Genomic DNA, 26,388 nt, shown 5'->3' with positions numbered 1-26,388 from the left:
CTCGCCTCTGTCGCTCAACGACCGGCGTCGGCCGGCTCCGCGACGGTCGGGCCGAAGTACGACGGCAGCGTGGCCTTCGAGCGCTCGCGCAGCTCGTCGACCGAGACCGTGAAGACGTCCTGCACCTCGAGCTGCGGCTCGCTGTCGGTCACGCCGATGCGCAGCACCGGGTAGTTGCGCCCCTCGCACAGGCCGCGGAACTTCACGTCGTCCTCGCGGGGCACCGTCACGATGACGCGGCCGGTCGACTCCGAGAACAGCGCCGACGCGGCATCCACACCATCGCGCTCGATGATCTCGTTGAGCCACACGCGGGCGCCGACGCCGAAGCGCGAGACGCCCTCCGCGAGGGCCTGGCCGAGGCCGCCCTCGGAGACGTCGTGCGCCGAGGAGATCAGCCATTCGTCACGTGCCGCCGAGAGCAGGCCCGCGAGGCGCTTCTCGCCGGCGAGGTCGACCTTCGGGGGCAGTCCGCCGAGGTGCTGGTGAACCACGTCGGCCCAGGCCGAACCGGAGAGCTCGGTCGAGGTCGTGCCGAGCAGGTAGATGTTCTGGCCGATGTCCTGCCACCCCGAGGGGATGCGGCGCGAGACGTCGTCGATGATGCCGAGCACGCCGACGAGCGGGGTCGGGTGGATCGGCACGTCGCCGGTCTGGTTGTAGAACGAGACGTTGCCTCCGGTGACCGGGGTGCCGAGCTCGTAGCATCCGTCGGCGAGGCCGTCGACCGTCTGACCGAACTGCCACATGACCTCGGGGTTCTCCGGGGATCCGAAGTTCAGGCAGTCGGTGATGGCGGTGGGCACCGCGCCGGTGACGGCGACGTTGCGGTACGCCTCGGCCAGCGCGAGCTGCGCGCCGGCGTACGGGTCGAGCTGGCAGTAGCGGCCGTTCGCGTCGGTGGAGATCGCGAACCCGAGGCCGGACTCCTCGTCGACGCGGATCATGCCGGCGTCATCGGGGAAGCTGAGAGCGGTGTTGCCGAGCACGTAGTAGTCGTACTGGTTGGTGATCCAGCTCGTGTCGGCCAGGTTCGGCGACGCGACCAGGTTCAGGAACTGCTCGCGCAGCACCTCCGGGTCGTTGGAGCGGGGCAGGTTCTCCGCGGCATCCGCCTGCAGCGCGTCGATCCAGGTCGGGTACGCGACCGGACGGTCGTAGACCGGGCCGTCGACCGCGACCGTCGAGGGGTCGACGTCGACGATGCGCTCGCCCTGCCAGTCGATGATGAGGCGGCCGTCTCCGGTGACCTCGCCGAGCACGGAGGTCTCGACCTCCCACTTGTTCACGACCTCGAGGAAGGCGTCGAGCTTCTCGGGAGCGACGATCGCCATCATGCGCTCCTGCGACTCCGACATGAGGATCTCCTCGGCCGTGAGCGTGGGGTCACGCAGCAGCACGTTGTCGAGCGAGACCTTCATGCCGCTGTTGCCGTTGGCCGCGAGCTCGCTGGTCGCGCAGGAGATGCCTGCCGCGCCGAGGTCCTGGATCGCCTCGACGAGCTCGCCGCGGTACAGCTCGAGGCAGCACTCGATGAGCACCTTCTCGGCGAACGGGTCGCCGACCTGCACTGCGGGACGCTTGGTCGGGCCGGTGGAGTCGAACGAGTCGGATGCCAGGATGCTGGCGCCGCCGATGCCGTCGCCACCCGTGCGGGCGCCGAAGAGCACGACCTTGTTGCCGACGCCGGTCGCGTTGGCGAGCTTGAGGTCTTCGTGGCGGAGCACGCCCACCGCGAGCGCGTTCACGAGCGGGTTGGCCTGGTAGACCGAGTCGAAGACGGTCTCGCCGCCGATGTTCGGCAGTCCCAGGCAGTTGCCGTAGAAGCTGATGCCGCTCGTCACGCCGTGCACGACGCGGGCGGTGTCGGGGTGGTCGATCGCGCCGAAGCGGAGGGCGTCCATGACCGCGACCGGGCGGGCGCCCATCGAGATGATGTCGCGGACGATGCCGCCGACGCCGGTTGCCGCACCCTGGAAGGGCTCGATGAAGCTGGGGTGGTTGTGGCTCTCGGCCTTGAAGGTGACGGCCCAGCCTTCGCCGACGTCGATGACGCCCGCGTTCTGGCCCATGCCGACCATGAGGCGTTCCTTCATCTCGTCGGAGACCTTCTGGCCGAAGCGGCGCAGGTAGTTCTTCGACGACTTGTAGGAGCAGTGCTCCGACCACATGACGGAGTACATCGCCAGCTCGCCCGATGTGGGGCGGCGGCCGAGGATCTCCTTGATGCGCGCGTACTCGTCATCCTTGAGGCCGAGGGCGCCGTACGGCTGCTCCTTCTCGGGCGTCGCGATCGCGTTCTCGACGGAGTCGGGGACGTGCTTGTGGACAGGTGCAGGGGCGGTGGTCACGCGCACTCCAAAGGAAGGGGCCGGCGGGGCGGTTCCAGTCTACCGGCGGTCGGGTGCGGCCGGATTCGGGGCGTGTGGGACCGGACGCGGGTCCCACCGCGTGCACAATTCAGCAAAAAACTCCGCGGCGAGAACCGGCTTCCGAGTGAATCCGGGACGGTGCTCGCGCTTCGAGCGCATTCTTGCTGAATCGTGCACACCGCCCGCCCGGTCAGGCGTAGCTGGATGCCGCGGCGAAACGGGAGGCCAGAGCCGAGGTGGCCGCACGCAGCTCCTCCGGACCGACGATCCGGATGCCGCCGCCACCGCCGGCTCGACCCGACGCGAGAACGACACCACGGTCACCGACCGCACGTTCTTCCAGTCGGCGCGAGCCGAGTCGCTCGACGAGCTCACGCGCTCCTGGGATGGCCTCGCCGACGGTGCCGAGATCGTCGAGCCGTCCGCCGGCTTCAACGTCGCCTGAGTCGCGCTCCCGTGGCAGTTGTGGCGGGTCTGCGGCCGAAACACCCGCCACAACTGCCACGGGAGCATCGAACTGCAACTTGGGGGTTGCACTAGGTAACTTTTTGTGCAACTGTGGAGTTGCAGACAGCGAGGAGAGATCATGATCGCGACCACCCGGAAGCGCGTCCGCCCGGCAGCCGTATTGGCGGCGCTGTTTGCCGGAGCATTCGTCATGGGCTGCGCCGAGATGCTCGTCGTCGGGATGATCGACCTCATCGCCGCCGATCTGTCGGTCTCGCTCGCTGCTGCGGGAGCGCTCGTGACCGCCAATGCGCTCGGGCTCGCGATCGGTGGGCCACTGCTCACCTTCCTCACCACGCGCTTCGACCGGCGGCAGGTGCTGCTGGCGACGGCATCCGTCTTCCTGGTGGCGAATCTGCTGCCCGCGCTGTTCGCGGACTACCCGATGTTCCTCGTCGCACGCGTCGTGATCGGTGCCGCGCAGGGCCTGTTCATCGCCGCGGCGATGGTGACTGCCACGTCGATCGTGCCGCCGGAGCGCACCGGCCGCGCGATGTCGGTGGTCATCTCGGGGTTCGCGACATCGAGCGCGCTCGGCCTTCCGATCGGGACCCTGCTCGGGCAGTCGGTCGGCTGGAGAGGATCGTTCGTCGCGGTCGTCATCGTCGCGGCCGCGGTGCTCGTCGTGCTGTTCGTCGTGCTGCCGTCGGTCCCGACGGACGCGGGCAGCGGCGCTGTCGGACAGGCGCGGCATGCCTTCGCTCCCCGTGTGCTCGCCGTGCTGAGCGTGAGCTTCCTCACCTTCGCGGCGATGCTCGCGGCGATCACGTATCTCGTTCCGTTCCTCGCCGAGTTGACCGGACTCACCGGCCCGCTCGTCACGGTCTACCTGCTCGTCTACGGGATCTCGACCACTCTCGGATCGGCGATCGGCGGGCGTTTCGCCGATGCGAACGCCGCACGGATGCTGATCGTCGGGGCCCTCGGTGTGCTGATCTCGTTGGGCGCCCTGCTGCTGTTCGGCGGAAACCCGTGGATCGTGGGACTCTCCGTGCTCGGGATCGGGATGCTGGGGATGGGCACAGCCCCGTCGATCCAGCATCGCGTCGTGGCTCTCGCCGGTCCCGGGGCGCCCCTCGCTGCGTCCCTCCCGGCGTCCGCGGTGAACGTCGGGATCGCCTTCGGATCTCTCGCCGGCGGGATCGCACTTGAGCAGTGGGGAGTGGCGTTCGCGGTGATCGTCGGGATGGGCATCGCGGTCGTGGCGATCGTGGTCGCGTGGGGGACGAGCTTCCTGCAGGCTCCCGCGGCGTCGGGACGACCTGTCGAGGCAGGATCCGCAGGGGTCAGGCGGCGCTGAGCTCCACGCGCCGGTCCCCGCGCACCAGGGCGCGAGCGGCACGGGCCACCTCGACGGCCGTCGGGCGCTCGCGCGGGTCGAGGCGCGTCATGTGCTCGAGCAGCCGTCGCCAGTCGGGATCGACAGAGGCCGGGATGAACGGCTTCGTGGTCAGGCGTCGGATCGCGGCGACGCGGCCCGTCCCGAGCGCGGCGTATCCGGCCTCACCCGTCAGGGCTTCGAGCATCACCAGGCCGAGGGCGAAGATGTCGACCGCGGTGCCGGGGTCGGCATCGCGCAGCTGCTCCGGCGCCATGTAGGTGAGTGTGCCGAGCACGTGTCCCGACGAGGTCATCCGCGCATCGTCGAGCTCGCAGGCGATGCCGAAGTCGGCGAGCTTCGCGGCCCACTGTCCTCCGCGGCGGGTGCGACGGGGCGCGAGGAGCACGTTCGAGGGCTTCACGTCGCGGTGGACGATGCCGGCGGCGTGCACCGCGGCCAGGCCCTCGGCGAGATCGCGCGTCAGATGCGCGAGCTGCCGGGCGGGCACCGGTCCCGCAGCCATGCGTTCGGCGAGGGTCGGACCGTCGACGAACTCCATGACCAGGTACTGCGGACGCCGTCGCCGCAGCTGCGCATCGAACAGCGCGACGAGAGAGGGGTGGCTCAGCGAGGCGAGAAGGGCCTCCTCGGTCCGCGCGCGATCGGCGTTGCGCAGCGCACCCTCGCCACGGTGGAGCATCTTGATCGCGACGGTCCGTCCGACGTAGGTGTCCTCGGCGCGATAGACGGTGGCGGTGCCGCCCTGGCCGACCCGATCCTGCAGGACATAGCGTCCGTCGAGCAGGGCGGACGAAGGAGAGAGAACCTCCAGCGTCATCACGCACTCCTCGTTCCGGCATCCGGGTCTTGTATTCCACTGACAGTATCCCGCGCCATCCTGGGCATCTCCTGCCTTGACGCGCCGCGAAAACAGTGGGTGAGAGCCGATCCCGACCGGATGCCGACACCGCGGAGGCGTAGCATCGCCACCAGGCGCGCATGGCGCGCCGACGATCGCACACGTACTCGGAGGGGAATCCCATGCAGCTGGCGATGATCGGACTCGGACGGATGGGTGCGAACATCGTTCGCAGGCTGATGCGCGCAGGCCACGACTGCGTCGTCTACGACGTGAACGCGGATGCCGTGCAGGCGCTGGTCGCCGAGGGAGCCGTCGGCGCCGACAGCATCCCCGACCTGGTGTCGAAGCTGCAGGTGCCGCGTGCCGTCTGGATGATGGTGCCCGCCTCGCTCACCGGTCAGGTGGCCGACGAGGTGGCCGCGGTGCTCGAACCCGGCGACGCCCTCATCGACGGCGGCAACTCGAACTACCGCGACGACGTGCGTCGCGCGGCCGCGTTCCGCGAGAGCGGCATCGACTACATCGACGTCGGCACCAGCGGCGGCGTCTTCGGGCTGGAGCGCGGCTACTGCCTGATGGTCGGTGGACCGGATGCCGCGGTGCAGCGCCTCGAGCCGATCTTCCGCACGATCGCGCCGGGTCCGGGTGAGATCGAGCGCACGCCGGGCCGCACCGGCGAGTTCGCTCCGGAGGAGCAGGGTTTCCTGCACTGCGGTCCCTCGGGCGCCGGGCACTTCGTGAAGATGGTGCACAACGGCATCGAGTACGGGATCATGGCCGCGCTCGCCGAGGGGCTCAATCTTCTCGAGAACGCGGATGCCGGCATCCGCGAGGCTCAGCACTCCGCCGAGATCGCCCCGCTCGAGGAGCCCGAGTTCTACCAGTTCCCGATCGACACCGCGAAGGTCTCCGAGCTCTGGCGTCGCGGATCCGTGGTGTCGTCGTGGCTGCTCGACCTGACGGCGGCGGCGCTGAACCAGAACCCGACGCTCGACGGCCTCGCCGGGCGCGTGTCGGACTCCGGAGAGGGGCGATGGACGGTCAAGGCAGCGGTCGACGTGGGCGTTCCGGTCCCCGTGCTCGCGGCATCCCTCTTCGAGCGCTTCGCGTCGCGCGACGAGGACCGCTTCGCCAACCAGGTGCTGTCGGCCATGCGACTGCAGTTCGGCGGGCACCAGGAGCTCCCGGCTGGCGACGTGCTCGAAGCCGGCAGCCGCCGGGCGGAGTCCGGCAAGGGCAGTTGAGCGGCGCGGAGTCGGCTCGCAGAGCCGTCATGCACGGAAACGCGGCATGCGTCGGGGCGGGATCGTCCGTATGTTGGGGCAGATGAGCGAGGACTGTCCGCCCCTCCCGTCGCACCCGTTCGACGCGCGCACGCGCCTGCACCTCGACCGGCCGCACAGTCGCAAGTGGAGCCTTCATCCCGGTCGGATCGGCGCGTGGGTGGCCGAGATGGACTTCGGCGTCGCTCCCGAGATCGCGGAGGCGATGCATCGGGCGATCGATGAGGAGAACCTGGGGTACCTGTCGCCGCCGCTGGCCGCGGACCTCGGAGTGGCGACGGCCGACTGGATGCGCGAGGAGTACGACTGGGCCGTCGACCCCGAGCGCGTGCATCCGGTCTCCGACGTGATGGCTGTTCTCGGCGTCGCGGTGCAGGAGTACGCCCCCGCCGGATCGGCCGTGATCGTGCCGACCCCGGCCTACATGCCGTTCCTGACATATCTTCCGGCGATCGGGCATCCGGTCATCGAGGTGCCGGGCGTCGAGGTCGACGGACGGTGGCGGCACGACCTGCAGCGCATCGACGAGGCCTTCGCCGCCGGTGCCCGCACGCTCGTGCTGTGCAACCCGCACAACCCCACCGGCACGATCGCCGATCGAGCTGAGCTCGAGGCGATCGCCGAGATCGTGGAGCGGCACGGCGGTCGTGTGTTCGCCGACGAGATCCACGCCCCGCTGCGCTACGACGCCAGGCCGTTCGTCCCCTACGCCTCGGTGTCGGAGGCGGCCGCCGCGCATACCGTGACCGGCACGAGCGCCTCGAAGGCCTGGAACATCCCCGGTCTCAAGACCGCGCAGCTGATCACCTCGAACGACGCCGACCAGGAGCGCTACCGGCAGTTCGGGTTCGCGGTGCAGCACGGTGCGGCGACCCTCGGCGTCGTCGCGTCGACGGCCGCCTACCGACACGGTGGCCCCTGGTTGACGGACGTCGTCGACTACCTCGACGGATCGCGCCGCGTTCTCGGCGACCTCGTCGCGGCTCACCTTCCCGGCGCCGTGTATCGCATCCCCGAAGCGACATACATCGGTTGGATCGACACGCGCGCGCTCGACATCGAGGGCCCGCCCGCGGCGTTCTTCCGCGAGCAGGCCGGGGTCGTGCTCACCGAGGGCCGTCTGCTCGGCCACGGATACGAAGGCTTCGTGCGGGTGGTGTTCGCGACGCCCCGCCCGATCCTCGCCGAGGCGTTCTCCGCCATGGGCGAAGCGCTGGAGACTCGCGCGCTCTGACGAGGCAGATTTCTCTGTCAAGGGGCTCTCGCATGTCGGCGCCGCATCGTAGAAAGGAATGCGAGAGAAGGGATACGGCATGGCCGCAGGCGACATCGAGACATTTCAGCGCGACGGGATCTGGTTCAACCGCATCGAGGGGGAGTCGCGCACCTTGGGTGCGAGCTTCCTGACCGAGGCCGAGGCCATCAAGGTCGGGCGGGGTGCGGCCGTCGCGCGTCAGGTCACCCACACCGTGCGCACCGAAGAGGGACCCTCTCCCGACAGCGGCGTCTATGCCGTCCACCCGCGCGACCTGATCGGCTGACGAGTGCTGCCCGAGGCGGATGCCGATGACCATCCCGGTCGACGGATGCTGCTGCAGGCATGCGTCAACGGCGCGCGAGATGTGGCACAGCATCCGTGGTTGAGCACCGACGCGAGCGTCGTGGCGGGTGACGCGGCGCAGGCGGTGGCCGCCGGAGCCGGTGCCATCCACGTGCACCCGAAGGATGAACGAGGTCGCGACAGCCTCGAGGCCGGCGATGTCGCGCAGTGGCTCCGCGCGGTGCGGGCGGCGTGCCCCGGTGTCCCCGTGGGCGTGACGACAGGCGCATGGGCCGAGCCCGACGTCGAGCTCCGGCTCGCGGCGATCGCCGGATGGACCGAGCTCCCCGACTTCGCCTCGGTGAACTGGCATGAGGCGGGCGCCGACGACGTGGCCGCGCTGCTGCTCAGCCGCGGCGTCGGCGTCGAGGCGGGGGTGTGGGATTCGTCGGGACTTGCGGCGTGGCGGCGCTCGCCCGTGCGCGGCGACTGCCTGCGCGTGCTGATCGAGCTGCCCGACGAGGCGGCCGACGTCGTGCGCGGCCACGCCGAGGGATTGATCGCACACGTGACCGCCGAGGAGCCGGGCATCCCGATCCTCCTGCACGGCGAGGAGGATTCCGCGTGGGCGGCCTTCGACCTCGCCGTCGAACTGGGTCTGGATACGCGGATCGGTCTCGAAGACGTGCTGACGCTCCCCGACGGGATGCCTGCCTCGACGAACGCCGCCATGGTGCGTGCCGCCGTGGGGCGGATGCCGGTGCGCCCGGACAAATAGTTTGCCTTGAGGCATAGTTTCCGCAATACTGTTCCGCATGGCTAACCATTCGCAGCCGCTGGACGAGGTGTTCCTCGCCCTCGCGGACCCGACCCGACGAGAGGTCGTTCGGCGTCTCGGGCGCGGGCCGGTGAGCGTCGGAGACCTGGCGCGTCCGTTCCCCATCACCCTGCCGTCGTTCATGAAGCACGTGCGGGCGCTCGAGGCGAGCGGGCTCATCCGCACGGCCAAGTCGGGGAGGGTGCGCACCTGCACGCTCAACCGCGAGCGGCTGGCCGTCGTCGACGACTGGCTCGCCGAGCAGCGGAGCCTCTGGGAAGAGCGCACCGACCGCCTCGAGAACTTCCTCAACGAGCCTCAGGAGACATCATGACCGACGTGACCATCGACCCCGAGCACGATCTCAGCCTGCAGCGTGTGATCCGCGCATCGCCGTCCGACGTCTGGCGAGCGTGGACAGAGCCTGCGCGGCTCGAGAAGTGGTGGATCCCGGCCCCCATGGTCACCCGGGTCGACCGACTCGACGTCACCCCGGGCGGCGGGTTCGTCACGCGGATGAGTGAGGACGGGGAGGAGTTCGTGCCGCACATCGACTCGATCTTCCTCGTCGTAGAGGAAGGGCGCCGGCTCGTGTTCACCAATGCGGTGACGAGCGCGTGGCGCCCCGCCGACCCGGAGCCGGTCGCCATGACCGCGGAGATCATCCTCGATGACCACCCCGAGGGCACGGACTACCGCGTCATCGTGCGGCACGGCACCCCCGCGGCGCGTGCGCACCACGAGGAGCTGGGCTTCTTCGACGGATGGGGCTCGGTCACCTCCGCGCTCGCGGAGCTGGTCGAGCAGGAGGCATCCGCGTGAAGCCCGACGTCGGGACTGCATCGTCGGCCCAGACGCATACTTGCGCAGTCCTATATATGTGTGGTCCTATATCCTCATGCAGCTCCGACACGCGATCCTCGGCCTCCTCGACGTGGCCCCGCAGAGCGGGTACGACCTCGGTCGCGCGTTCGAGCGATCGGTCGCCCACTTCTGGCATGCCGATCAGTCGCAGATCTACCGCACGCTCGACCGTCTCGAGGCCGACGGCGCCATCGCGACCGAGACGATCCCGCAGCAGGGGAGGCCCGACCGTCGGGTGCATTCTCTGACGGATGCCGGACGGCACGAGCTCGAGGCATGGCTCGGCTCGCCGCTCGAGGATCTGCAGCCGAAGGAGCCCTTCCTCGCACGGCTGTTCTTCGCCGCATCGCTCGGCGTCGACGGCATCCTCGCCCTGCTCGACGAGCGCGAGGCCGCGATCCGCGAAGGGCTCGAACAGCTGCGCGCTCTTCCCTCGGCGAGCGGAGATCTCGCTGCCGTGCTGCGGATGGCGACTCTCGACGCGGGCATCCGGCAGGGTGAGGCCGAGCTGCAATGGCTCGCGTCGACCAGGAGCGCCGTCGCCGCGGAGGGCTCGTGATGAACGCGGCATATCCGATCGAGCATGGTGAGCGGGCAGGCGAGTCGATCATCCTGCTGCACGGCGGCAACGTCGGCAACTGGATGTGGGAGCCGCAGGTCGAGCGCCTCGCCGGAAGACACCTGATCACGCCCGACGTGGTCGGCTTCAACACGCGGGCCGCCGAGCGCTGGCCGGGGCTGGATGGGGCGGCGGATGATGTCGCCGCGATCATCCGGGAGCGGGCGGTCGACGGAAAGGCCCATGTGGTGGGGCTGTCGATGGGCGGTGTGATCGCCGTGCACCTGGCGGCGCGGCATCCGGACGTCATCCGCTCGTGCATGGTGACCGGGGCGATGATGACCGGCATCCGAGGGGTCCAGCGGCGTCTGGCGGAGTGGCAGCTGCGCGCGTGGGACCGACGGTGGTTCTGGCGCATGCAGGCGGCGATGTTCCGGATTCCCGCGGATGCACGCGAGCAGTTCATCGCCGCCGGACGAGGGGTGAGCGCGGAGACGGCACACGGCATGTACGGCGAGATCTTCGCGGGCTCGATGCCCGCCGGCCGGTTCGACTACACCGGGCCCTTGCTCGCGATCGCGGGAGAGCGCGAGTCGAGGGACGTGCGGGTGGCGTTCACGGCGCTGAAGCGGGCGATGCCGCAGACGCGCACCTGGGTGGCGCCCGGGATGCGTCATATCTGGAGCATCCAGGATCCCGATCTGTTCACGCGCACCATCGTCGACTTCGTGGACCGCGATGTGGTCCCCTGACGCCGACCCCGGTCGTCGAGCGAGCGCCGGCACGCGTGAGTGCGCGGGATCGTCGAGGGGCGCGGGCGATACTGGATGGATGCCGACCGCTGAGCAGAACCGCAACTCGATGCCACCCATCCTCATCGTGGCTCTCACGGTGGTGAGCGTCATCCTGTTGGCGGTGGCCGTGGCGTTCGCCCCGGTCGCCCTGTTCGCCATCGCCTGGGGCTCGCCTGTCGGGTGGATCGGAACCGCCGTGTGGCTCGTGATCGCCGTGCTGACGGTGTTGGTCATGCTCGGCCGGTCGTGGGCACGGTTCGGGATGCTCCTGCTCCCGGCCGCACTGGGCTACCTCGCCGTGTTGTCGGGCGGGGTGGGCTTCTTCGCGCTGATGTTCCTGGCAGCGGGGATGGCGCTCGTCGCCGTGCTCCTGATGTTCCACTCCTCGTCGAAGGCCTACTTCCGTGCTGTCGGAGCGCGCGGGCGGGACGAGGGTGCGTACGCGGACGCGGACGCGGACGTGGACGTGGACGACGAGTCGAGCGAGCCTAGCTCTGCGCGAGTCGAACGCCCTTCTCAGTGAAGTAGGTCACTTCGCCGTCGGCGTCCTCGACGCCGAAGACGAACTTGCCGGTTGGGGTGGCGCGGACGTCGACGACATTGCCTCGTCCGCGGGCGGTGACGACCTCGACTCCGGGGGTGAAGATGCTCTCGCTCATGCTCCGAGTATGCGGTCGGCCGTTTCGAGGCGCATCCCCCGTGCGGTGGACCCGGTGGCCGCGACGGATGTCGGCCTGTTAGCGTGTCGGAAGCGTCGCGTGTCGGTGGCAGGCTGTGTCAGACATGGAGGCGTGGGATCCGAAGGAGCACGACGATGAACACGTCGACCCCTTCGCCCTCACGTGACTGAGGGCGAGAAGACCAGGCTCGTCGCCTGGAGCAGGGAACTGCGCAGCGTCCACGAACGGCTGCGCCAAGCACTGTCGATCACGCAGGAGGCTCTCGCTTCCGGCGGACCACCGGGCGGATCGGCGACTCGCGATCTGCTGCTGTTCTGCCATGGCTTCTGCGCGGCGCTGACGGGGCACCACGAGGGCGAGGACCGCGAGCTGTTCCCGGCGATCGCCGCGGAGCATCCGGAATTGCGGGATACGCTGCGCAAGCTCGAGCAGGATCACTCGATGATCGGGCACCTGCTCGGCGGACTGCAGGCCGCGGTCGATTCGGCGGCTTCGCCCGAGGAGCTGTCGCGGCACCTCGAGGGGATCGCCGCGATCATGGAGAGCCACTTCCGGTTCGAGGAGCGGCAGCTGCTGACGGTCCTCGAGACGCTGGAGCTGGATGCCGATCCGGGGAAGGTGTTCGGGCCGTTGTGACGCTCAGCGCGCGGGGATGCGCTGCCAGCCGGGCCAGTGCGGGCGGTCGACGATGCAGAAGCGATTGCCTTCCGGGTCTTCCAGGATGATGTAGTCGGCGTCGTCGGGTCGTCCGTCCCACGGCACGTCGCGCGCGCCGAGTTCGACGAGTCGCCGGACCTCGGCGGCCTGATCCTCGGCATAGATGTCGAGGTGGATGCGCGGGGGCAGCACGCGTTCGGAGTGATGCGCGTCGAGCGCGATGCACGGGGCATCCGCGTAGCGCGGCTTGAGCACGGCCCAGTCGTCCTCGGGTGCATCGCGCTCGATGTAGTCGAGGGCGGCCTTCCAGAACTCGAGTTGAGAAGGCAGGTCGTTCACACGGATGACGATCGAGGCGACGGCGAGCATGCCGCGAGCCTAAGCAGGGCCCGCGCATCGAGCCACCCCCTTGCGTCACCCCCTTGCGTCAGCGTGGATCAGAGATGCCTCTCCCGGGTGCCGCGGAGAGGCATTTCTGATCCAGCATCCGGCTTACTGCACCGACCATCCCCCGTCACTGGCGAGGATCGCGCCGTTGATGTTCACCGCGTCATCCGAGAGCAGGAACGTGATCGACGCCGCGAGGTGCTCGGCCGTCGCGACGGTCGGGATCGCCTGCTGGAACGGGCCCAGACGGCCGGACCCGTACTCCGACATGTTCGGGGGCATCGGGATGCCGGTGGCCACGCCGCCCGGAGCGACCGAGTTCACGCGGATGCCCTTCGGCCCGTACATGAACGCCGCCGACTTCGTGACGCCGATGATGCCGTGCTTGCTGGCCGTGTAGGCGTTGCCCGAGGCGTTGCCGCGCAGACCCGCCTCGCTCGAGACGTTGAGGATCGCGCCGCGACCCGCAGCCTCCATGACCGGGAGCACCGCGCGCATGAGCTTGAACGGCGCGGTGAGGTTGATCGCGATGACGCGGTCCCAGACGGCATCCGTCGTCTCACCCGCGGGGGAGAAGTCGTCGTTGATGCCGGCGACGTTCGCGAGGCCGTCGATGCGGTCGCCCGCCGCGGCGAGCACGGCGTCGATCGCGTCCTGCTTCGTGAGGTCGCCGGGGACCGTGACGATGTCGGCATCCGGAAGCTCCGCCTTCAGCGCATCGAGCTTCTCGGCGGCGATGTCGCTGGCGATCACGCGTCCGCCTTCGCGGGCGATGCGGGATGCCGTGGCCTTGCCGATGCCGGATGCCGCGCCGGTCACGATCACGGTCTTGCCGGCGAAGCGTCCGGAGGTGGGCTTCTCGGTCCAGCCCGCGGACTCGTCGTCGGCGGGGATCTCGCCGCCGTTGGCCGCGCGCACGAGGTCGTCGACGATCGACTGCGGCATGGCGCCCTGGCTCATCGCGACGAGCTGCTGCAGCGGCAGGCCGAGCACCGGGGTGAGCAGCGACGGGTCGGCGCCGGTCTTCTCGAACAGTGCGCGGATGAGCGGCCCGCCGGTCGGGTCGTTCATCCAGTCGCCGATGGTGGAGTGTGCGGTGAGGGCCATGCTCGTTCTCCTTGTTCGAGTTTCGCAACGGTGCGTCTACTTATGTTTCAGTGTACGCCTGAGTACGCTCGGATGGTGCCTCGTCCTCGCAGTGAGAAAGCCCGCCAGTCGGTGCTCGACGCCATGCGTGCCGCGTTGACGAGCCACGCGTACGAGGCCGTGACGATCGAGGGACTGGCGGATGCCGCGGGCGTCTCGAAGCAGACCATCTACCGGTGGTGGCCGTCGAAGGCGGCGATCCTGGGCGAGGCGCTGCTCGAGGGCGGGCTGCCCGGCGCGGACGTCGCCGTGCCCTTCACTGCCGACCTCGCCGCCGACCTCCGGGCCTGGTTCTCGGCGATGAGCACCGCCCTTGCGGATGCCGATGGCGTCGCGATCGCGCGGGCGCTGATCGTGATCACGGCATCCGATCCCGAGCTCGGGCTCGCGCTGAACGAGAAGCTCGCGGCGCCGATCCGCGAGTGGGTGTCGGCGCGGGTCGCGCTGGCTGTCGAGGCCGGCGACGTGCGAGCGGATGCCGATGCCGCCGCGATCGCGGACCAGCTCGTCGCGATGGCGAGCTACGCCGCGCTGCTCGGGCGGCCGTTGGGGGACGAGCGGGTCGACGCGACAGTGAGCGTGCTGCTGCGGGGGATCGCGGCCTGACCACCCCGAGTGGTATCACACCGCGCGACGACCTCGTCGGCTCGGGGTTCCGACCGGGGTACGACAGCCGATATACCGCCGAAGGATGTGGCGTCTCCGCGGCTCCGCGGAGCATGAGAGACACATATCCCCTATGGAAGGTTCGTCGTGATCTCACGCATCCGTTTCCCCCGTCCTGCTCTCGCCGTCTTCGGAGGGATCGTCGTCGCGACGGTCGTTCTGGCGGGCTGCTCAGCGCCTGCCCCCACCGATCCCCCGTCGTCCTCGCAGGCGCCCGCATCGAAGGCCTTCGATGCCGAGACGGTCAAGAAGCTCGATGCGATCCTCGAAGCAGCCGTCACCGAGCACGAGATGCCCGGCGTCACGCTCGCGGTCTGGAGCCCCGAGGGCGACTACGTCTCGTCGGCCGGGTATGCGGATGTCGAGAAGAAGACGAAGATGACGCCCGAGCTCAACCACCGCATCGGCAGCGTCACCAAGACCTTCACGATCACGGCTCTGCTGCGCCTCGTCGATCAGGGCAAGGCATCGCTCGACGACCACATCTCCGAGTACGTCGACGGGGTCACGCGAGGCGACGAGATCACATTGCGGCAGCTCGCCGCGATGACATCGGGTCTCCCCGACTACTCCGAGAACCCGGAGTGGCAGATGTCGCTGCTCAGCGACCCCTACGCTCCGCTGACTCCACAGAGCCTGATCGACGTGGTGAGCGGGCAGCCGTTGACCGATGAGCCGGGGGCCGAGATGTCGTACTCGAACACGAGCACGGTGCTCGTCGGGATGGCGATCGAGAAGATCACCGGGAAGACGCTCGCCGAGGTCTTGCAGGACGAGGTCGCGAAGCCCCTGGGGATGGAACACACCTTCCTGCCCGAGGGCAACGAGTACCCGGAGCCGCACGCGCAGGGATACACGGCGCAGCAGAGCGACGACGGATCGCTCACGAACGCGACCGACTGGAACCCGTCGTGGGGATGGGCGGCCGGAGCGATGATCTCGACGCTCGACGACCTGAAGATCTGGGTGCCGGCTCTCGCCACGGGCGAGCTGCTGTCGCCCGAGCTTCAGAAGGAACGGCTCACCGTCACTCCCGAAGACCCTCAGCACCCCGACTGGGGATACGGTCTCGGCCTCTTCAATCTCAACGGCTGGATCGGCCACAACGGAAGCCTCCCGGGGTACAAGACCGTGACGATCTATCTCCCCGAGAAGGACATGACGATCGTCGCCTTCGTGAACTCGGATGCCGACGGGAAGTCCTCCCTGGGTTCGGGGCTGGTGGGTCCCGTGACGCAGCTCCTCACTCCGGAGGCGCTCTTCGAACTGGGCTGATCGGTCGTCCGTGCGAACGCCCCGGGTCTTCTCGGGGCGTTCGTCGACGGCGGCATCACGACACGCTGCCGGAGCGCTCCGCCACCGATGAGCGCCGCCATCGTCCGAGCTGGAGCCGTGATCGTCCGCCGTCGGCCGCCTCGATCGCCGGGCCTCCGTCGATCGCGAAGAGCACGGGTCCGTCGGTCGTCTGCGCGGGGAATCGGTCGTCGTATGCCGGGATACGGACGAGGATGATGCCGATGCCGGTCGTGCCGCCGGTCGGCAGATCGACCTCGAGGAAGTGGGGGCGGTCGCCGGTGGGCACCTGCTGTCCGGTCACGGTGGTGGCGTGGACGGGATAGGTCCCGGGGGCGAGGTCGTGGCGGCTGCCGTCGTCGACGATGACGGTGATCCCTGCGGGGATCGTCACGGTCGCGCTCACTGTGCGATCCTCGCAGGGTTTCCATCGGGGTGTCAGCCCGCCGCGCCCGCGGAGGCAGGTGCGATCGACCGCCGTGACAGCACCGCGACGACGAGTGCCAGCGCCGTCAGCCCCGCGGCCACCCACATCGGCGCGACCAGTCCCGCGCTGAGCGCGACTCCGCCGAGCACCGGTCCGAGGGCAGCCCCGATGTTCAGCGAGGCCGTCGCGTACGACCCGCCCATCGTCGGAGCATCGGATGCCGCGTACAGCACCCGCGCGATGAGCGTGCTGCCGACTCCGAACGACAGCATCCCCTGCAGGAGCACCAGCGCGAGCAGCAGCAGCGGATGCGCGGCGGTCAGGGCCATCGCGATCCAGCCCGCGAGCAGCAGCGGCCCGCCGATGCCGAGCACGAGCCCGGGGTGACGATCCGACAGTCGCCCGGCGATCGTGACGCCGAGGAACGAGCCGATGCCGAACAGCACCAGCGCGACCGAGACCCATCCGGCATCCAAGTGGGCGACGTCGGTGACGACCGGAGCCAGAAAGGTGAACGCCGCGAACGTGCCGCCATTGACCAGGGCTCCCAGGGCCATCGCGATGAGGAGGCGCGGTGAGGTCAGCTCACGCAGCTCGCGTCGAAGTGACGACGGGGCGTTGTGTCCTGTCGTCTTGGGGATGCCGCGCAGCACGCCGAGCACGGCCGGCAGGCAGAGGATGGCGATCGCCCAGAATGTCGAGCGCCATCCGAGAGTTTCGCCGAACAGCGCGCCCGCAGGGACGCCGGCGACGGTGGCGATGGTCGTGCCCGAGAGCAGCACCGCGAGGGCGCGCCCCTTCCGGTCGGCAGAGACGAGGGCGGTCGCCGTGGTCAGCGCGACGGCCAGGAATCCCGCGTTCGCGAGAGCGCTCAGGACCCGCGTGATCAGCAGGACCGAGAACGTCGGGGTGAGGGCTCCGACGACGTGGCATCCGGCGAAGACGAGCAGACAGGCGATCAGGGCGAGCCGTGGCGGCCAGCGGCGGGCGAAGGCGGCCATGAGGGGTGCGCCGACGACCATGCCGACAGCGAAGGCCGATGTCAGCAGGCCGGCGGTGCCGACCGAGACGTCGAGGTCGCTCGCGATGGCGGGAAGCAGCCCCGCGAGCATGAACTCCGAGGTGCCCATGACGAAGACCGCCAGGGCAAGCAGATAGAGGGAGAAAGGCATCGAGTACTCCGAGGTGAGAGATCAAGAAAGGGAGCTTCTTGGTCACCACGGCCATCGCCCAGAGACGACGGATCGGCGCCCGCATAGACAGCGGGCGTCGGGTTCAGCGGATCCGGGGGCTGGCGGTGTGACCGGCAGCCCCTGACGTGTCTGACTCAGGACTCGACATGGGGACGACTCTATTACGCGCGCCGGGTCCGCGTTCGGCGGTAGTGCAGCGTCATGACGAGGAACCAGACCATCAGAATCACCACGGCGGGCACCTGGAACCAGAGTTGGTACTCCGGGAGGGCTACGCCGAGCGCGATGCCGGCGACGAACGCGACGAGCGCGAGGACCGTGAAGATCATCCGGGAGGCCGGTCGGGTTATGGTCCGGAACCAGGACTGCTCCGTGTCAGTGGGGTTGGTCATGGTCTCTCCTGAATCCGGCGTCTCTCAGACGTTCTTGCTCGAACGCCGCTGAAGCACGAGGGTCGACAACACGGTAGCGCCGATCGCGACGCCAGAGAGATACGGTATCCATGCGGCGAAGAGGCCGGCTGCACCGACGAGCAGGGCCGGAACGGACAGCAGCGTGGCGATGACGAGCAGCAGCGATATCCCTGACGCGATCAGGACCGCGATCGTCGGCCAGCGAGTCGCTGACGATTGCAGGTTGGTGCGGAGGGACATGGACCTATTGTTACCGACATCTTGCATCCGCGGGGACGGCGATCGGGAATCGCCCTACGCGGTCGGCCCTGCTGGAGTGTGGGATCACAGTGCCGTCATTCCCGACGTGAGAGGCGGCAAACATGGGGGCTCAGAGATCCACAGGGAATAGGCGTTCGAAAGATTCGAAGTATGCAGCGGCTGCTGTCGGGTCAACGTCATGCGCGTATCTGATGAGACCATGAATGTGATGTGAGAGACCGAGTCCATCCGCGAATCCCGTGTGAGCGGCATGGCCAGCAATTCCAAATTTCTCCACGCCGCGCAGATGGAACTCAAGACGATTACGTACGCGCTTCGAAAGATGGGCGACATCTCCGTCGATTCGCACGCCGAGAATCTCGAGTGGAGTTCCAGGTTTAACAATCTTGCACTTTCGACGATTGGGAAATAGGCCAGCTCGTGCTACGGCGCGCAGCGCATCATAAAGTGCTGACTCGGCCGTGCGGCGATTGAAAGGCCCACTTGCAGACAGGGTGATGTCGTCAGCGTAGCGAGTGTAGGTCAAGCTATAGGATGCGGCGACAGTGCTGAGCGATTCGTCCAGCCCACGGGACAGCAAGTTGGCGATTGCTCCGCTCGCGGGTGAGCCCTGCGGAAGATACCCAAGTCTTTCCCCTTGGTCATAGGGCAACCACGTCTCTTGCTCGGTAAAAGAAGGTGAGTCGAATAGGCTAGAGAGCAGGTCTTCGCCAGTGCTGCTAACATCTTCATTTTCATCGCGCTGCCGGGTCGACTTCCAATACTTGGCGGGGAGCCACCGCTGAACTCCTAATGGATGCCTCGTGGCTATGCGCGCTATTTCGAGTCTCACCAGCGGTGAATACCCGTAAGGTGCCAGCGCTCCGTAGACCTGAACCTCGTCATAATGATGGAAAAAATTCTGGATATCTAGCTTGACTATCCAAGAGGCTCCCAGATGCTGTCTCGCGCACTCGGGCGCCGATCTGTTCTTAACATAGGCAAACGCCGCGGGATGGACAGGAATGTCAGCGAGAACATTATCTAATATCCATCGCTGTACCGTGCGGATCTCGTCATGGGGGGCGGCGATGCGGCGCCTGGAAGAACTATCTCTCTTACGCACGGAGTAGATATGATATGGATCCCGGCGACGGGAGACGACCGACTCGAGGTACGTCAAGTTCACGCCGGTCTCCTTAGCTAGGTGCCCGAGGGTGAGCACTGGCGTGACTCCGCGATCTGTCTGAAGTGACGCCAGCTCGATCGCGCGCTCAACCACTTCCTTGCTTCGCCCTGCAGGGGCGTTCCGGCGGATGAGATGAGGGGATTCCAACGCAGCTACCTTGAGTAGAGCCCCGGAGGGGCGAGGTGGCTCTCACACCGAGACCCGAGGGGCCCGTGAGAGTCACCTTCCTTCCGGAAGCGACAGATTCTTCAAGCCCGCACCAACGGATACGGACTGTCGTTGACACCTCTGCACCGCCTCACACGGAGACGGACAGCAGCAGAGCCGGGTCGCCGCTATGCGGCAACGCTATCTAGCAGCGAGGAAATCCCCTCACCTCAAGGTATGAGGATAGTAGAAGGGCGCGCCTGCACGCGGCGCTCCGCCAGTGGCTGGCAGGGTCGAGCCGCCGGCGGCCGACTCCTTGCCCGGATCGCGATGCTCACGATCTCGTCTCTCCCGCGCTGTGAGCTGCGAGGCTGCCTTCCGCTGATAGCGGCCGAGTAGTCGCTTTCCGGCCCGCGTAAGCGCCACCACTTCTACATCGGCCTCTGCGCCGTAGCCGCCGTGTGCTGGCGCGCTTTCAATCAAGCCGTAGCGGGTTCCGAGTTCGACGGCAAAGCTGTACCGCGTATAGGAAAGATCCATCGTGCGCATTATCTGCAGGGGATCTCGGACGCCCAAGTGCACCGCCGCGAGTAGTGCCCGCAAGGGGGCTTCTCCACGAATCGCGTTGACATCGCGCTCGATAAGGAGTGTCGCTGCAATAGTCTGTGCAACCCTCCTCGAGGCCCAATTGATCGCGGTGCGCGCTCGCAACTCAAAGGGTAGAGGGGCAGAGTAGCCGTCTACTGCGGTGGCGTCGGGCGCGTCCAAGCCATAACCTCGTCCCCATCTCAGCAGAGGCTCCCAACTGCCCGTGCCGGGGCCCTTCTGCTGGCGAAGTACCGCAGGGGTGCCGTTTCCAAATGTATGGGCATAGATCTGTAGAGATCGTGCTCCCTCCCATCCGATAGCATCAGCGCTTCTATTTGCGTATCGCTCGCAGAATTCCTCAATTTCTGAAATCTTGGTGCGGTTCCACCCGGCGGATTCGAATGTTCTGGCCCACTGCTCAAAGTTGACGGGAAACCGGCGATCAAGGCGTTCGAGGCCTTGACTCGTGACGGAATGAGTAACGTACTCAATTCTAAGCTTCTTGTAGGAGTGCAGGCTCCTGAGGGTGGGATTTGAATAAATGAATCGTCCGAAACGCTCGGCCTCGCTGCCGCTCACGATGGTGTCGGTTACTAGTAGTATCCTCGTTACATCGCGGTTTGCCATCGCCGCAACGGGCGGTGAGATCAGTAGGCGTAAATCGCGTCGTGCCTTCTGAAGGATATGTTCGACTATCAGTTCGCTGCCTGACGGCTTTAGTGCGGGGCAGTCTTTCTCAATAGGGCTCTCCCTGTGAGCTTCGCCGCAACCGTAATAGTGAGGACCGAAATCTTTCGGAAGGCCGGATACAGGGAACGCCGCAATTCGTGATGAGGGTTCAGCGGTCGCGACTCGCTCCAGAAGTGATCGCATGTCTGACCTAAATTGACGATCGGATATTGCGACGATGCTTTCGAGCAGCGTCGTGGCTGCCTGAGCATCGGCTCCGTCGAAGTTGCGTAGCCATCGCTGACCGCCTTTGGTGGCAGCCAAGCTCACGGGTTCTATGAGAATCGCGGTCCTCTTTTCGTGTGGAATATCAGTCGTAGACTAAGCGATCCTTAGGTCTCTTGGGTAGGGTTAGTCGGTGCCACCACCCTGGCTCGCGCACCCGCGGCGATCAACCAAGCGACTGGTCGCCAGCTCGAAATCGCGCAAGGGTAGCTGCGTTGCGGCTCTGGTGCTTGCCCTAGCAGGACTTATTTTGAGCCAGGGCCCGGCCCTCCGCAAACCGCGCCTATGCCCGGACCTGCTGCTTTGCCAACCTCAACCATCTCCATCGCCTTCGGCAACCCCATCGGCTTCCTCGACGCATAAAACGCTCTCGGCGCGGTCAACGAGGAAGGTGTCGTCCCAGATGCCGACCGCTCCCGGAGCCTTGCGCGCCGTCTTGTTGAAATGTGTCCAGGCGGGGCGGTGCTCCTTGCGAGGACTCGAAGCGTAGGCGTAGAGCTTGTTGACCGACGACCAATACTGCAAAACGTGGGGTCCGCCGGATCCGAACAGCAGCTGGTAGCCGAGCATGCCCGAGTCGGGGCCGGTGGAGAGTTCACGCAGCGTCGGAGGCATGGCTCTTTATCTGGGCTGGCGGGCGTTTCGCAGAACGAACCCTCCACCGCGCAACACCGTGCCGCTGACGTGGGTGCTCTCGGGGTGGTGTGCCGCTCTCGCGGCCCCATCCCCGCGCCCTTCACTCCAACGGCGCAGTACGGTCGGGTTCGGGGCCGAGGAGCGCGCCGATGATGAGCAGGGCAGCCGCCGCGGCGAGCACGACGGCCACCGCAGTGCCTGCGCCGAGCATGCTCTGCAACCCGGGCAGCCAGAACGGGTAGAGCGCCGGGAGCACCATGGAGAGCGAGTAGCCGACCCCGTATCCGCTCGACCGCACGGCAGCGGGAAAGCGCTCGGCGAGGTAGGCGCCGACCGGGCCGTAGGCCGACACCGTGACGATCTGCAGTACGGTGACGGCCAGCACGGCGCCAGCGCCTTGCGCGGACATCGCCCACAGGAGGGCCAGCGGAGCGGCGATGATCGCGAGGCCTCCGAAGGCGACGAAGAAGCGGCGCCGTCCGATTCGCTGCGAGATCGCACCGCTGGCGATCATCGCCGCAGCCGAGACGAGGGTGGCGACCAGCATGATGAGCGGCACGGTGGTCGGGCCGATCTGGGGTGCTTTGCTCAACAGGCCGGTCAGCACGGGGATCGCCATCTGCGTGAACAGCCACAGGCCGGTCATCAGCGTGAACACCTGCCAGAGCTGGCGACGGAACGGCCCGACCAGGATGTCGGCCAGAGGTCGGGTGCGGTGGGGGACGGTCGTCGAGACCGGCGAATCGTGGACCCCGGCGGAGTAGTAGAAGAGCAGCGCCACCGCGAGCAGGGCGCCGGCGATGAACGGCATCCGCCATCCCCACATCGCGTAGTCGTCGGCTCCGAGCACCTGCAGGAGCGTCAAGGTGAGCGCGGCGATGAACGAGTTCGCGAGCGGGGACATGGCCATGATTCCGCCGCTGAGCAGGCCGCGCCGGCGTGGGGCAGACCACTCCATGGCGAGCGGGATCGCCGCGGAGTATTCGCCGCCGAGGAAGATGCCGCCGGCGAAACGGAGGGCGACGAACGCCCAGAGGGTTGCTTCACCACCGAGGTCGTGGTTCGGGATCAGGGCGATCAAGAGCGTTGTGATCGCGATGCCGGCGATCGCGATCTTGGTGGTGCTCGTGCGGCCGTAGCGGTCGGCGAGGCTTCCGAAGATGGCGGCTCCGAGCGGGCGTCCGAGAAGGGTGGCGACGAAGATCAGGCCGGTCTGAGCGGGGTCGGGGCCGAGCACGACCGCCGCCGCGGGGGCGAGCGCGATCACCGGCAGGAAGATATCGACCTGGTCGACGAAGTTGCCGAGCAATCCGCCGCGAACGGCCTTTCGTGCTCGGGAGGATGTTTCGGGCTCGGTGATGAGGCGCGACATATGACTCGACTTCCTACGGCGGCATGACCCGCATCAGGTGTGAGGGTCGGCGCTGCGTCAGCGCCCTCTCAGCCCCTGCCGGGACTCCCCTGTGGTTGGAAGGAAGTCTAGGGGAGGCGCGGTTCGCTCAACATCTCCGGGGACTGCGCCTGGCCAGACACCGTCCGCCCCTCGGCGAACCGAGCCTGCGCCCGGTCCTGACGCTTCCCGACCTCCACCATCTCCGTCGCCTTCGGCAGCCCCATCGGCTTGGTCGATACGTACACACTCTCGGCGCGATCGACGAGGAAGGTCTCGTGCCAGATACCGACCGCTCCCGGAGCCTTGCGCGCCATCTTGTTGAAGCGGGTCCAGGCGGGGCGGTGCTCCTGCGACGGGCTGGACGCGTAGGCGTAGAGCTTGTCGACGGATGACCAGTACTGCACGACGTAGGGTCCGTCGGATCCGAACAGCAGCTGGTAGCCGAGCATGCCCGAGTCGGGGTCGGTGGAGAGTTCGTGCAGCATCGGCGGCATGGAGAAGAAGGTGGGCAACCAGAGGTCGGGTCGCCACCAGCGGTTGATCTGCATCCCGATGTGGAACACGACGAGCTCGCCCTCGTGGCGGTGGGTCATGCGGCCCGTGATGACTTTCGACATGATGTCTCCTCGATTGGATAGTCTCACTATCCATAATGGATAGCGCTACTATCGAAGTCAAGAGGTGGCCATGAGAATTTCCGAACTGTCAGCCCAGACGGGCGTGACCGTGCCGACGATCAAGTACTACCTGCGCGAGGGGCTGCTGCCCGAGGGCGAGCGCAGCGCGCCGACCCAGGCCGCCTACGGCGAGAAGCATGTGGAGCGGCTGCGGGTGATCCGAGCGCTGCTCGATGCGGGGGTGAGCATCGCCGAGACGCGGCGGGTGCTGGCGGCGCTGGATGATCCGCCGGAGAGTCCGCACGACCTGCTGGGGACCGCGCATGCGGCGATCACTCCGCCGGCGGATGAGGCGATGGATCTGACGGAGGCTGAGCTTCTAGTGGCCGGGCTCGGGTGGAAGCCTGGGATGTGCGACCCGGCCGTGCTGAGTGCGGTGGCGCGGGCGCTGCAGGCGCTGGAGAGCGCGGGGTTCGTCGTGCCGGATGCTGCGATGGCGGAGTACCTCGCGAGTGCGCGGCGGATTGCGGATGCCGAGATCGCCGGGGTGCCGGCGGAGTCCGCGGAGGCAGCGGTGCGGTATGTGGTGTTGGGGTCGGTGCTGGTGGAGCCGTTGCTGTTGGCGTTGCGGCGGGTGGCGCAGCAAGTTGCATCGAGCGAGAGATTTGCACGCTAGGTGCTGGCGTGCCGCCGACTAGGTTTACCTTCATGACTATAAGCCGCTCATATCCGGCGCAGGCCTACGTCTCAGGGCTTCAGCTTTGGTGGGAGCTACGAGTGTGGCCGGGAGGCCAGAAGCGCTTCGGGGACGAACCTCGCATCGCTGCCTGGCTCGCATTCAATAAGGCGCCGGGTGACACTTTTACGACGGAGGAACTCCGCCGTGCGTTAGGCGATCAACTCAGTACGTCGAGCCGAAACGATCGGGAGCATTTCCAACGTCGGATCCGCGAGCTTCGAAGCCCCCGCGACGGCTGGATCTTTCCTTCCGCAAAGCACGATCGCGGGCTTGATCTAGGCGACTACAAGCTCGAGAGGATCGGATGGCATCCCGCCCTCGGACCCCGACCGCACGACACCACGAAGGTCTCGACTAAGACGCGCCGCGACGTGTTCGCTCGGGATCACAATCGGTGCTTTCACTGTGGAGTAATCTCGGGAGAACCGTACGTCGATATGCCGAATAGGACCGCCGTGCTCACGGTCGGCCACATCGTTCCTCGCGAGCGCGGCGGCAGCGGGGATGCCTCGAATCTGCGGACTGAGTGCGCTGCCTGCAACGAGTCTGCGCGCTCGGACACGGCTGCTCCAGAATCCCTTGGGGCACTACTAGCGAGCATCGACAATCTGAGATCTGCCGACCGCACGAAACTACTTCGATGGATCACGGCCGGGCAGCGCATCCGTGACGGCGTTGATGCCGCCTACGACAGATACCGTCTGCTTAGCAACGACGACAAGGCTCAACTGCTCACGCGTCTGGAGGCCACCACGAAGGCGTAGTTGCGTGCGTTGTCGCCTGTCGAGCCGCGCCAAACCCACGATGTCGGTGGGGGCCTCGTACGATTGGGCATGTGACAGCTGAATCGTTGAGTAGACCGACCGTGGTGGAAGTGTGTGCTGGGGCCGGGGGCCAGTCGTTGGGGCTCCATAAGGCCGGATTTGACCACCTCCTGGCCGTCGAGATCGATGTCACGGCGGCCGACACGTTGCGTCAAAACCTTGGTATGCCCGTCGTCGTTGGTGACGTGGCCGACCCAAACGTGTGGAACCCTGCGGACTACGCCGACGTCGCGCTGCTAGCCGGCGGCGTGCCCTGTCCACCATTCTCAGCCGCAGGCAAGCAACTCGGTACGTCCGACGAGCGTGATCTGTTCGCGTGGGCCATCGAACAGATTCCCATCATGCGACCGAAGGCGATCATGTTGGAGAATGTCAGAGGCCTCGCCTCGCCACGTTTTGCAGCGTATCGCCAGCGCATCCTGGACCGGCTTGACTTTTTCGGATATGTCGGCGAGTGGAAGCTTCTCCATGCAGCGGATTTTGGAGTTCCCCAGTTGCGTCCGCGTTTCGTTCTTGTGGCCATGCCGCTTGAGGAGATGCAATTCTTCCACTGGCCGGAGCCGATAGCGGGAGCTCGAACGACAGTCGGTGACGCGTTGCATCCGTTGATGGCTGCCGATGGGTGGAAGTTCGCTGACGAGTGGCGAGACATGGCGAATGACATTGGCCCGACGCTGGTCGGTGGGAGCAAGAAGCACGGGGGCGCGGATCTCGGCCCGACGCGAGCAAAGCAAGCATGGGCGAAACTCGGCGTCGACGGACGAGGTGTCGCGGACTCGAGGCCCGGACCCGACGCGCCGCCACCTTCTGTGGTGCAGCCGCGGCTGAGCATCGAGATGGCTGCCCGGATTCAGGGATGGGTGCAAGAGGACAACTACGTCTTCTCAGGACGTAAGACGTCTCAATACCGTCAAATCGGAAATGCCTTCCCGCCGCCTGTAGCGAAGGCGATCGGCGACTCCATCCGTGAAGCGCTAGGGCATAGGGGGCCCATCCGTACCGATCTGTCCGCAGGCATCGGAACTCAAGACCCGGTCTACCGCGCACTATCACGGAGTGCACAACCTTTAACTCTCGAAGAGCTCGTTGCGGCATTCAACGAGGGCAGCGTCGCCGCGGTCCAGCAGCGTCTCGCAGCATTGCAGCGCGATTTTCACTTGGAGGTCCTCGACGATAACGGCACCCTCAAGTACCGCCTTGGGGAATTCAGGGGGTTCACGGGGCAGTCAGATCATTGGCGACACGAGGCGGTTGCCAAATTCCGAAGCCGCGTGAGCTGA

General features: G+C 67.1%; 31 protein-coding genes and 1 riboswitch. Of the genes, 16 read left to right on the top strand and 15 right to left on the bottom strand.

Annotation, left to right across the window (positions count from 1 at the left end; translation table 11 throughout):
- Nucleotides 1–14: 14 nt before the first annotated feature.
- Both purL and LBN7_RS08540 read right to left on the bottom strand, forming a co-directional pair.
- Entirely contained in the window at nt 15–2,351 is a 2,337-nt protein-coding gene (purL, locus tag LBN7_RS08545; RefSeq protein WP_407361546.1) for a phosphoribosylformylglycinamidine synthase subunit PurL, read from the bottom strand.
- A gap of 211 nt (nt 2,352–2,562) precedes the next feature.
- On the bottom strand, nt 2,563–2,877 hold the full coding sequence (locus LBN7_RS08540; protein ID WP_407361545.1) for a hypothetical protein: 315 nt from the start codon (nt 2,875–2,877) through the stop codon (nt 2,563–2,565).
- Nucleotides 2,878–2,958: 81 nt separating this feature from the next.
- Between LBN7_RS08540 and LBN7_RS08535 the strand changes: the two genes are divergently transcribed.
- Nucleotides 2,959–4,179 (top strand): MFS transporter, encoded by a 1,221-nt coding sequence (locus LBN7_RS08535; protein ID WP_407361544.1) that lies wholly within the window; start codon nt 2,959–2,961, stop codon nt 4,177–4,179.
- Here the strand turns inward: LBN7_RS08535 and LBN7_RS08530 are convergent.
- Nucleotides 4,166–5,038 carry a serine/threonine-protein kinase gene (locus LBN7_RS08530; RefSeq protein ID WP_116636190.1) on the bottom strand — a complete coding sequence of 291 codons (873 nt, stop codon included), beginning with the start codon at nt 5,036–5,038 and terminating at the stop codon, nt 4,166–4,168. The two genes, LBN7_RS08535 and LBN7_RS08530, sit on opposite strands and share 14 nt — an antisense overlap.
- A 203-nt stretch (nt 5,039–5,241) precedes the next feature.
- On the opposite strand from LBN7_RS08530, the gene gnd reads away from it, so the two are divergent.
- The 9 genes from gnd to LBN7_RS08485 all read left to right on the top strand — a co-directional run bounded on the left by gnd (nt 5,242) and on the right by LBN7_RS08485 (nt 11,442).
- Complete coding sequence (gnd, locus tag LBN7_RS08525) at nt 5,242–6,306, top strand: phosphogluconate dehydrogenase (NAD(+)-dependent, decarboxylating) (RefSeq protein WP_116636189.1); 1,065 nt, start codon at nt 5,242–5,244, stop codon at nt 6,304–6,306.
- 82 nt (nt 6,307–6,388) lie between these two features.
- A complete protein-coding gene (locus LBN7_RS08520; RefSeq protein ID WP_407361543.1) occupies nt 6,389–7,579 on the top strand; it encodes a MalY/PatB family protein in 1,191 nt (396 codons plus the stop codon).
- Nucleotides 7,580–7,637: 58 nt separating this feature from the next.
- The gene (locus LBN7_RS08515; RefSeq protein ID WP_407361542.1) at nt 7,638–7,886 is read left to right on the top strand and encodes a hypothetical protein; all 249 of its coding nucleotides are present in this window, start codon (nt 7,638–7,640) and stop codon (nt 7,884–7,886) included.
- Between the two features lie 45 nt (nt 7,887–7,931).
- Nucleotides 7,932–8,663 (top strand): 3-keto-5-aminohexanoate cleavage protein, encoded by a 732-nt coding sequence (locus LBN7_RS08510; RefSeq protein ID WP_407361709.1) that lies wholly within the window; start codon nt 7,932–7,934, stop codon nt 8,661–8,663.
- Nucleotides 8,664–8,700: 37 nt separating this feature from the next.
- Nucleotides 8,701–9,036: an ArsR/SmtB family transcription factor gene (locus tag LBN7_RS08505; RefSeq protein WP_407361541.1), complete on the top strand. Its 336-nt coding sequence runs from the start codon at nt 8,701–8,703 to the stop codon at nt 9,034–9,036.
- Nucleotides 9,033–9,524 carry an SRPBCC domain-containing protein gene (locus LBN7_RS08500; RefSeq protein ID WP_407361540.1) on the top strand — a complete coding sequence of 164 codons (492 nt, stop codon included), beginning with the start codon at nt 9,033–9,035 and terminating at the stop codon, nt 9,522–9,524. The genes LBN7_RS08505 and LBN7_RS08500 overlap by 4 nt, the downstream gene beginning before the upstream one ends.
- A 76-nt stretch (nt 9,525–9,600) precedes the next feature.
- On the top strand, nt 9,601–10,125 hold the full coding sequence (locus LBN7_RS08495) for a PadR family transcriptional regulator (protein WP_407361539.1): 525 nt from the start codon (nt 9,601–9,603) through the stop codon (nt 10,123–10,125).
- Nucleotides 10,080–10,877 carry an alpha/beta fold hydrolase gene (locus LBN7_RS08490; protein WP_407361538.1) on the top strand — a complete coding sequence of 266 codons (798 nt, stop codon included), beginning with the start codon at nt 10,080–10,082 and terminating at the stop codon, nt 10,875–10,877. Before LBN7_RS08495 ends, LBN7_RS08490 begins: the two co-directional genes overlap by 46 nt.
- A gap of 79 nt (nt 10,878–10,956) precedes the next feature.
- Nucleotides 10,957–11,442, top strand: a complete 486-nt coding sequence (locus LBN7_RS08485; RefSeq protein WP_407361537.1) for a hypothetical protein — start codon at nt 10,957–10,959, stop codon at nt 11,440–11,442.
- Here LBN7_RS08485 and LBN7_RS08480 read toward each other — a convergent pair.
- Nucleotides 11,408–11,578 (bottom strand): hypothetical protein, encoded by a 171-nt coding sequence (locus LBN7_RS08480; RefSeq protein ID WP_407361536.1) that lies wholly within the window; start codon nt 11,576–11,578, stop codon nt 11,408–11,410. The two genes, LBN7_RS08485 and LBN7_RS08480, sit on opposite strands and share 35 nt — an antisense overlap.
- 183 nt (nt 11,579–11,761) lie before the next feature.
- Here LBN7_RS08480 and LBN7_RS08475 point away from each other — a divergent pair, with 183 nt between their 5' ends.
- The gene (locus LBN7_RS08475; protein ID WP_407361535.1) at nt 11,762–12,235 is read left to right on the top strand and encodes a hemerythrin domain-containing protein; all 474 of its coding nucleotides are present in this window, start codon (nt 11,762–11,764) and stop codon (nt 12,233–12,235) included.
- A gap of 3 nt (nt 12,236–12,238) precedes the next feature.
- On the opposite strand, the gene LBN7_RS08470 is transcribed toward LBN7_RS08475, so the two are convergent.
- Entirely contained in the window at nt 12,239–12,625 is a 387-nt protein-coding gene (locus LBN7_RS08470; protein WP_407361534.1) for a VOC family protein, read from the bottom strand.
- A gap of 123 nt (nt 12,626–12,748) precedes the next feature.
- On the bottom strand, nt 12,749–13,750 hold the full coding sequence (locus LBN7_RS08465) for an SDR family NAD(P)-dependent oxidoreductase (protein WP_407361533.1): 1,002 nt from the start codon (nt 13,748–13,750) through the stop codon (nt 12,749–12,751).
- Between the two features lie 75 nt (nt 13,751–13,825).
- On the opposite strand from LBN7_RS08465, the gene LBN7_RS08460 reads away from it, so the two are divergent.
- Together LBN7_RS08460 and LBN7_RS08455 are read left to right on the top strand one after the other, a co-directional pair.
- Nucleotides 13,826–14,395, top strand: a complete 570-nt coding sequence (locus tag LBN7_RS08460; protein ID WP_407361532.1) for a TetR/AcrR family transcriptional regulator — start codon at nt 13,826–13,828, stop codon at nt 14,393–14,395.
- 147 nt (nt 14,396–14,542) lie between these two features.
- Nucleotides 14,543–15,730, top strand: coding sequence for a serine hydrolase domain-containing protein (locus LBN7_RS08455; RefSeq protein ID WP_407361531.1), 1,188 nt, complete (start codon nt 14,543–14,545; stop codon nt 15,728–15,730).
- 55 nt (nt 15,731–15,785) lie between these two features.
- Here LBN7_RS08455 and LBN7_RS08450 read toward each other — a convergent pair whose 3' ends face one another.
- From LBN7_RS08450 to LBN7_RS08410, 9 genes are all read right to left on the bottom strand, one after another.
- On the bottom strand, nt 15,786–16,154 hold the full coding sequence (locus LBN7_RS08450) for a hypothetical protein (RefSeq protein WP_407361530.1): 369 nt from the start codon (nt 16,152–16,154) through the stop codon (nt 15,786–15,788).
- 32 nt (nt 16,155–16,186) lie between these two features.
- Nucleotides 16,187–17,347, bottom strand: coding sequence for a Cmx/CmrA family chloramphenicol efflux MFS transporter (locus tag LBN7_RS08445; RefSeq protein ID WP_407361529.1), 1,161 nt, complete (start codon nt 17,345–17,347; stop codon nt 16,187–16,189).
- 182 nt (nt 17,348–17,529) lie between these two features.
- Nucleotides 17,530–17,760, bottom strand: coding sequence for a hypothetical protein (locus LBN7_RS08440; RefSeq protein ID WP_407361528.1), 231 nt, complete (start codon nt 17,758–17,760; stop codon nt 17,530–17,532).
- Nucleotides 17,761–17,784: 24 nt separating this feature from the next.
- Nucleotides 17,785–18,021: a hypothetical protein gene (locus tag LBN7_RS08435; protein WP_407361527.1), complete on the bottom strand. Its 237-nt coding sequence runs from the start codon at nt 18,019–18,021 to the stop codon at nt 17,785–17,787.
- Between the two features lie 130 nt (nt 18,022–18,151).
- A complete protein-coding gene (locus tag LBN7_RS08430) occupies nt 18,152–19,210 on the bottom strand; it encodes a reverse transcriptase family protein (RefSeq protein WP_407361526.1) in 1,059 nt (352 codons plus the stop codon).
- A gap of 372 nt (nt 19,211–19,582) precedes the next feature.
- Nucleotides 19,583–20,938 carry a hypothetical protein gene (locus LBN7_RS08425; RefSeq protein ID WP_407361525.1) on the bottom strand — a complete coding sequence of 452 codons (1,356 nt, stop codon included), beginning with the start codon at nt 20,936–20,938 and terminating at the stop codon, nt 19,583–19,585.
- Nucleotides 20,939–21,211: 273 nt separating this feature from the next.
- Entirely contained in the window at nt 21,212–21,514 is a 303-nt protein-coding gene (locus LBN7_RS08420) for a monooxygenase family protein (RefSeq protein WP_407361524.1), read from the bottom strand.
- A 121-nt stretch (nt 21,515–21,635) separates the two neighbouring features.
- Nucleotides 21,636–22,907 carry an MFS transporter gene (locus tag LBN7_RS08415; RefSeq protein WP_407361523.1) on the bottom strand — a complete coding sequence of 424 codons (1,272 nt, stop codon included), beginning with the start codon at nt 22,905–22,907 and terminating at the stop codon, nt 21,636–21,638.
- Nucleotides 22,901–23,008, bottom strand: a riboswitch (TPP riboswitch). (Overlaps the previous gene by 7 nt.)
- A 6-nt stretch (nt 23,009–23,014) precedes the next feature.
- Complete coding sequence (locus tag LBN7_RS08410) at nt 23,015–23,545, bottom strand: DUF4188 domain-containing protein (protein WP_407361522.1); 531 nt, start codon at nt 23,543–23,545, stop codon at nt 23,015–23,017.
- 70 nt (nt 23,546–23,615) lie between these two features.
- Here LBN7_RS08410 and LBN7_RS08405 point away from each other — a divergent pair, with 70 nt between their 5' ends.
- The 3 genes from LBN7_RS08405 (at nt 23,616) to LBN7_RS08395 (ending at nt 26,388) form a co-directional block, all read left to right on the top strand.
- Complete coding sequence (locus tag LBN7_RS08405) at nt 23,616–24,221, top strand: MerR family transcriptional regulator (protein ID WP_407361521.1); 606 nt, start codon at nt 23,616–23,618, stop codon at nt 24,219–24,221.
- Between the two features lie 32 nt (nt 24,222–24,253).
- Nucleotides 24,254–25,048, top strand: a complete 795-nt coding sequence (locus tag LBN7_RS08400; RefSeq protein ID WP_407361520.1) for an HNH endonuclease — start codon at nt 24,254–24,256, stop codon at nt 25,046–25,048.
- Nucleotides 25,049–25,119: 71 nt separating this feature from the next.
- Nucleotides 25,120–26,388 carry a DNA cytosine methyltransferase gene (locus LBN7_RS08395; RefSeq protein ID WP_407361519.1) on the top strand — a complete coding sequence of 423 codons (1,269 nt, stop codon included), beginning with the start codon at nt 25,120–25,122 and terminating at the stop codon, nt 26,386–26,388.

Source organism: Microbacterium sp. LBN7, assembly GCF_045690345.1.
Lineage (GTDB): Bacteria > Actinomycetota > Actinomycetes > Actinomycetales > Microbacteriaceae > Microbacterium.
This window is presented reverse-complemented; position numbering and strand designations above follow the sequence as displayed.

Coding starts and splice junctions, on each gene's coding strand:
- LBN7_RS08535 (WP_407361544.1), top strand. CDS start 2,959: ATGATCGCGACCACCCGGAAGCGCGTCCGCCCGGCAGCCGTATTGGCG.
- LBN7_RS08530 (WP_116636190.1), bottom strand. CDS start 5,038: ATGACGCTGGAGGTTCTCTCTCCTTCGTCCGCCCTGCTCGACGGACGC.
- gnd (WP_116636189.1), top strand. CDS start 5,242: ATGCAGCTGGCGATGATCGGACTCGGACGGATGGGTGCGAACATCGTT.
- LBN7_RS08520 (WP_407361543.1), top strand. CDS start 6,389: ATGAGCGAGGACTGTCCGCCCCTCCCGTCGCACCCGTTCGACGCGCGC.
- LBN7_RS08515 (WP_407361542.1), top strand. CDS start 7,638: ATGCGAGAGAAGGGATACGGCATGGCCGCAGGCGACATCGAGACATTT.
- LBN7_RS08510 (WP_407361709.1), top strand. CDS start 7,932: ATGCTGCTGCAGGCATGCGTCAACGGCGCGCGAGATGTGGCACAGCAT.
- LBN7_RS08505 (WP_407361541.1), top strand. CDS start 8,701: ATGGCTAACCATTCGCAGCCGCTGGACGAGGTGTTCCTCGCCCTCGCG.
- LBN7_RS08500 (WP_407361540.1), top strand. CDS start 9,033: ATGACCGACGTGACCATCGACCCCGAGCACGATCTCAGCCTGCAGCGT.
- LBN7_RS08495 (WP_407361539.1), top strand. CDS start 9,601: ATGCAGCTCCGACACGCGATCCTCGGCCTCCTCGACGTGGCCCCGCAG.
- LBN7_RS08490 (WP_407361538.1), top strand. CDS start 10,080: ATGGCTCGCGTCGACCAGGAGCGCCGTCGCCGCGGAGGGCTCGTGATG.
- LBN7_RS08485 (WP_407361537.1), top strand. CDS start 10,957: ATGCCGACCGCTGAGCAGAACCGCAACTCGATGCCACCCATCCTCATC.
- LBN7_RS08480 (WP_407361536.1), bottom strand. CDS start 11,578: ATGAGCGAGAGCATCTTCACCCCCGGAGTCGAGGTCGTCACCGCCCGC.
- LBN7_RS08470 (WP_407361534.1), bottom strand. CDS start 12,625: ATGCTCGCCGTCGCCTCGATCGTCATCCGTGTGAACGACCTGCCTTCT.
- LBN7_RS08465 (WP_407361533.1), bottom strand. CDS start 13,750: ATGGCCCTCACCGCACACTCCACCATCGGCGACTGGATGAACGACCCG.
- LBN7_RS08445 (WP_407361529.1), bottom strand. CDS start 17,347: ATGCCTTTCTCCCTCTATCTGCTTGCCCTGGCGGTCTTCGTCATGGGC.
- LBN7_RS08440 (WP_407361528.1), bottom strand. CDS start 17,760: ATGACCAACCCCACTGACACGGAGCAGTCCTGGTTCCGGACCATAACC.
- LBN7_RS08435 (WP_407361527.1), bottom strand. CDS start 18,021: ATGTCCCTCCGCACCAACCTGCAATCGTCAGCGACTCGCTGGCCGACG.
- LBN7_RS08420 (WP_407361524.1), bottom strand. CDS start 21,514: ATGCCTCCGACGCTGCGTGAACTCTCCACCGGCCCCGACTCGGGCATG.
- LBN7_RS08415 (WP_407361523.1), bottom strand. CDS start 22,907: ATGTCGCGCCTCATCACCGAGCCCGAAACATCCTCCCGAGCACGAAAG.
- LBN7_RS08410 (WP_407361522.1), bottom strand. CDS start 23,545: ATGTCGAAAGTCATCACGGGCCGCATGACCCACCGCCACGAGGGCGAG.
- LBN7_RS08405 (WP_407361521.1), top strand. CDS start 23,616: ATGAGAATTTCCGAACTGTCAGCCCAGACGGGCGTGACCGTGCCGACG.
- LBN7_RS08400 (WP_407361520.1), top strand. CDS start 24,254: ATGACTATAAGCCGCTCATATCCGGCGCAGGCCTACGTCTCAGGGCTT.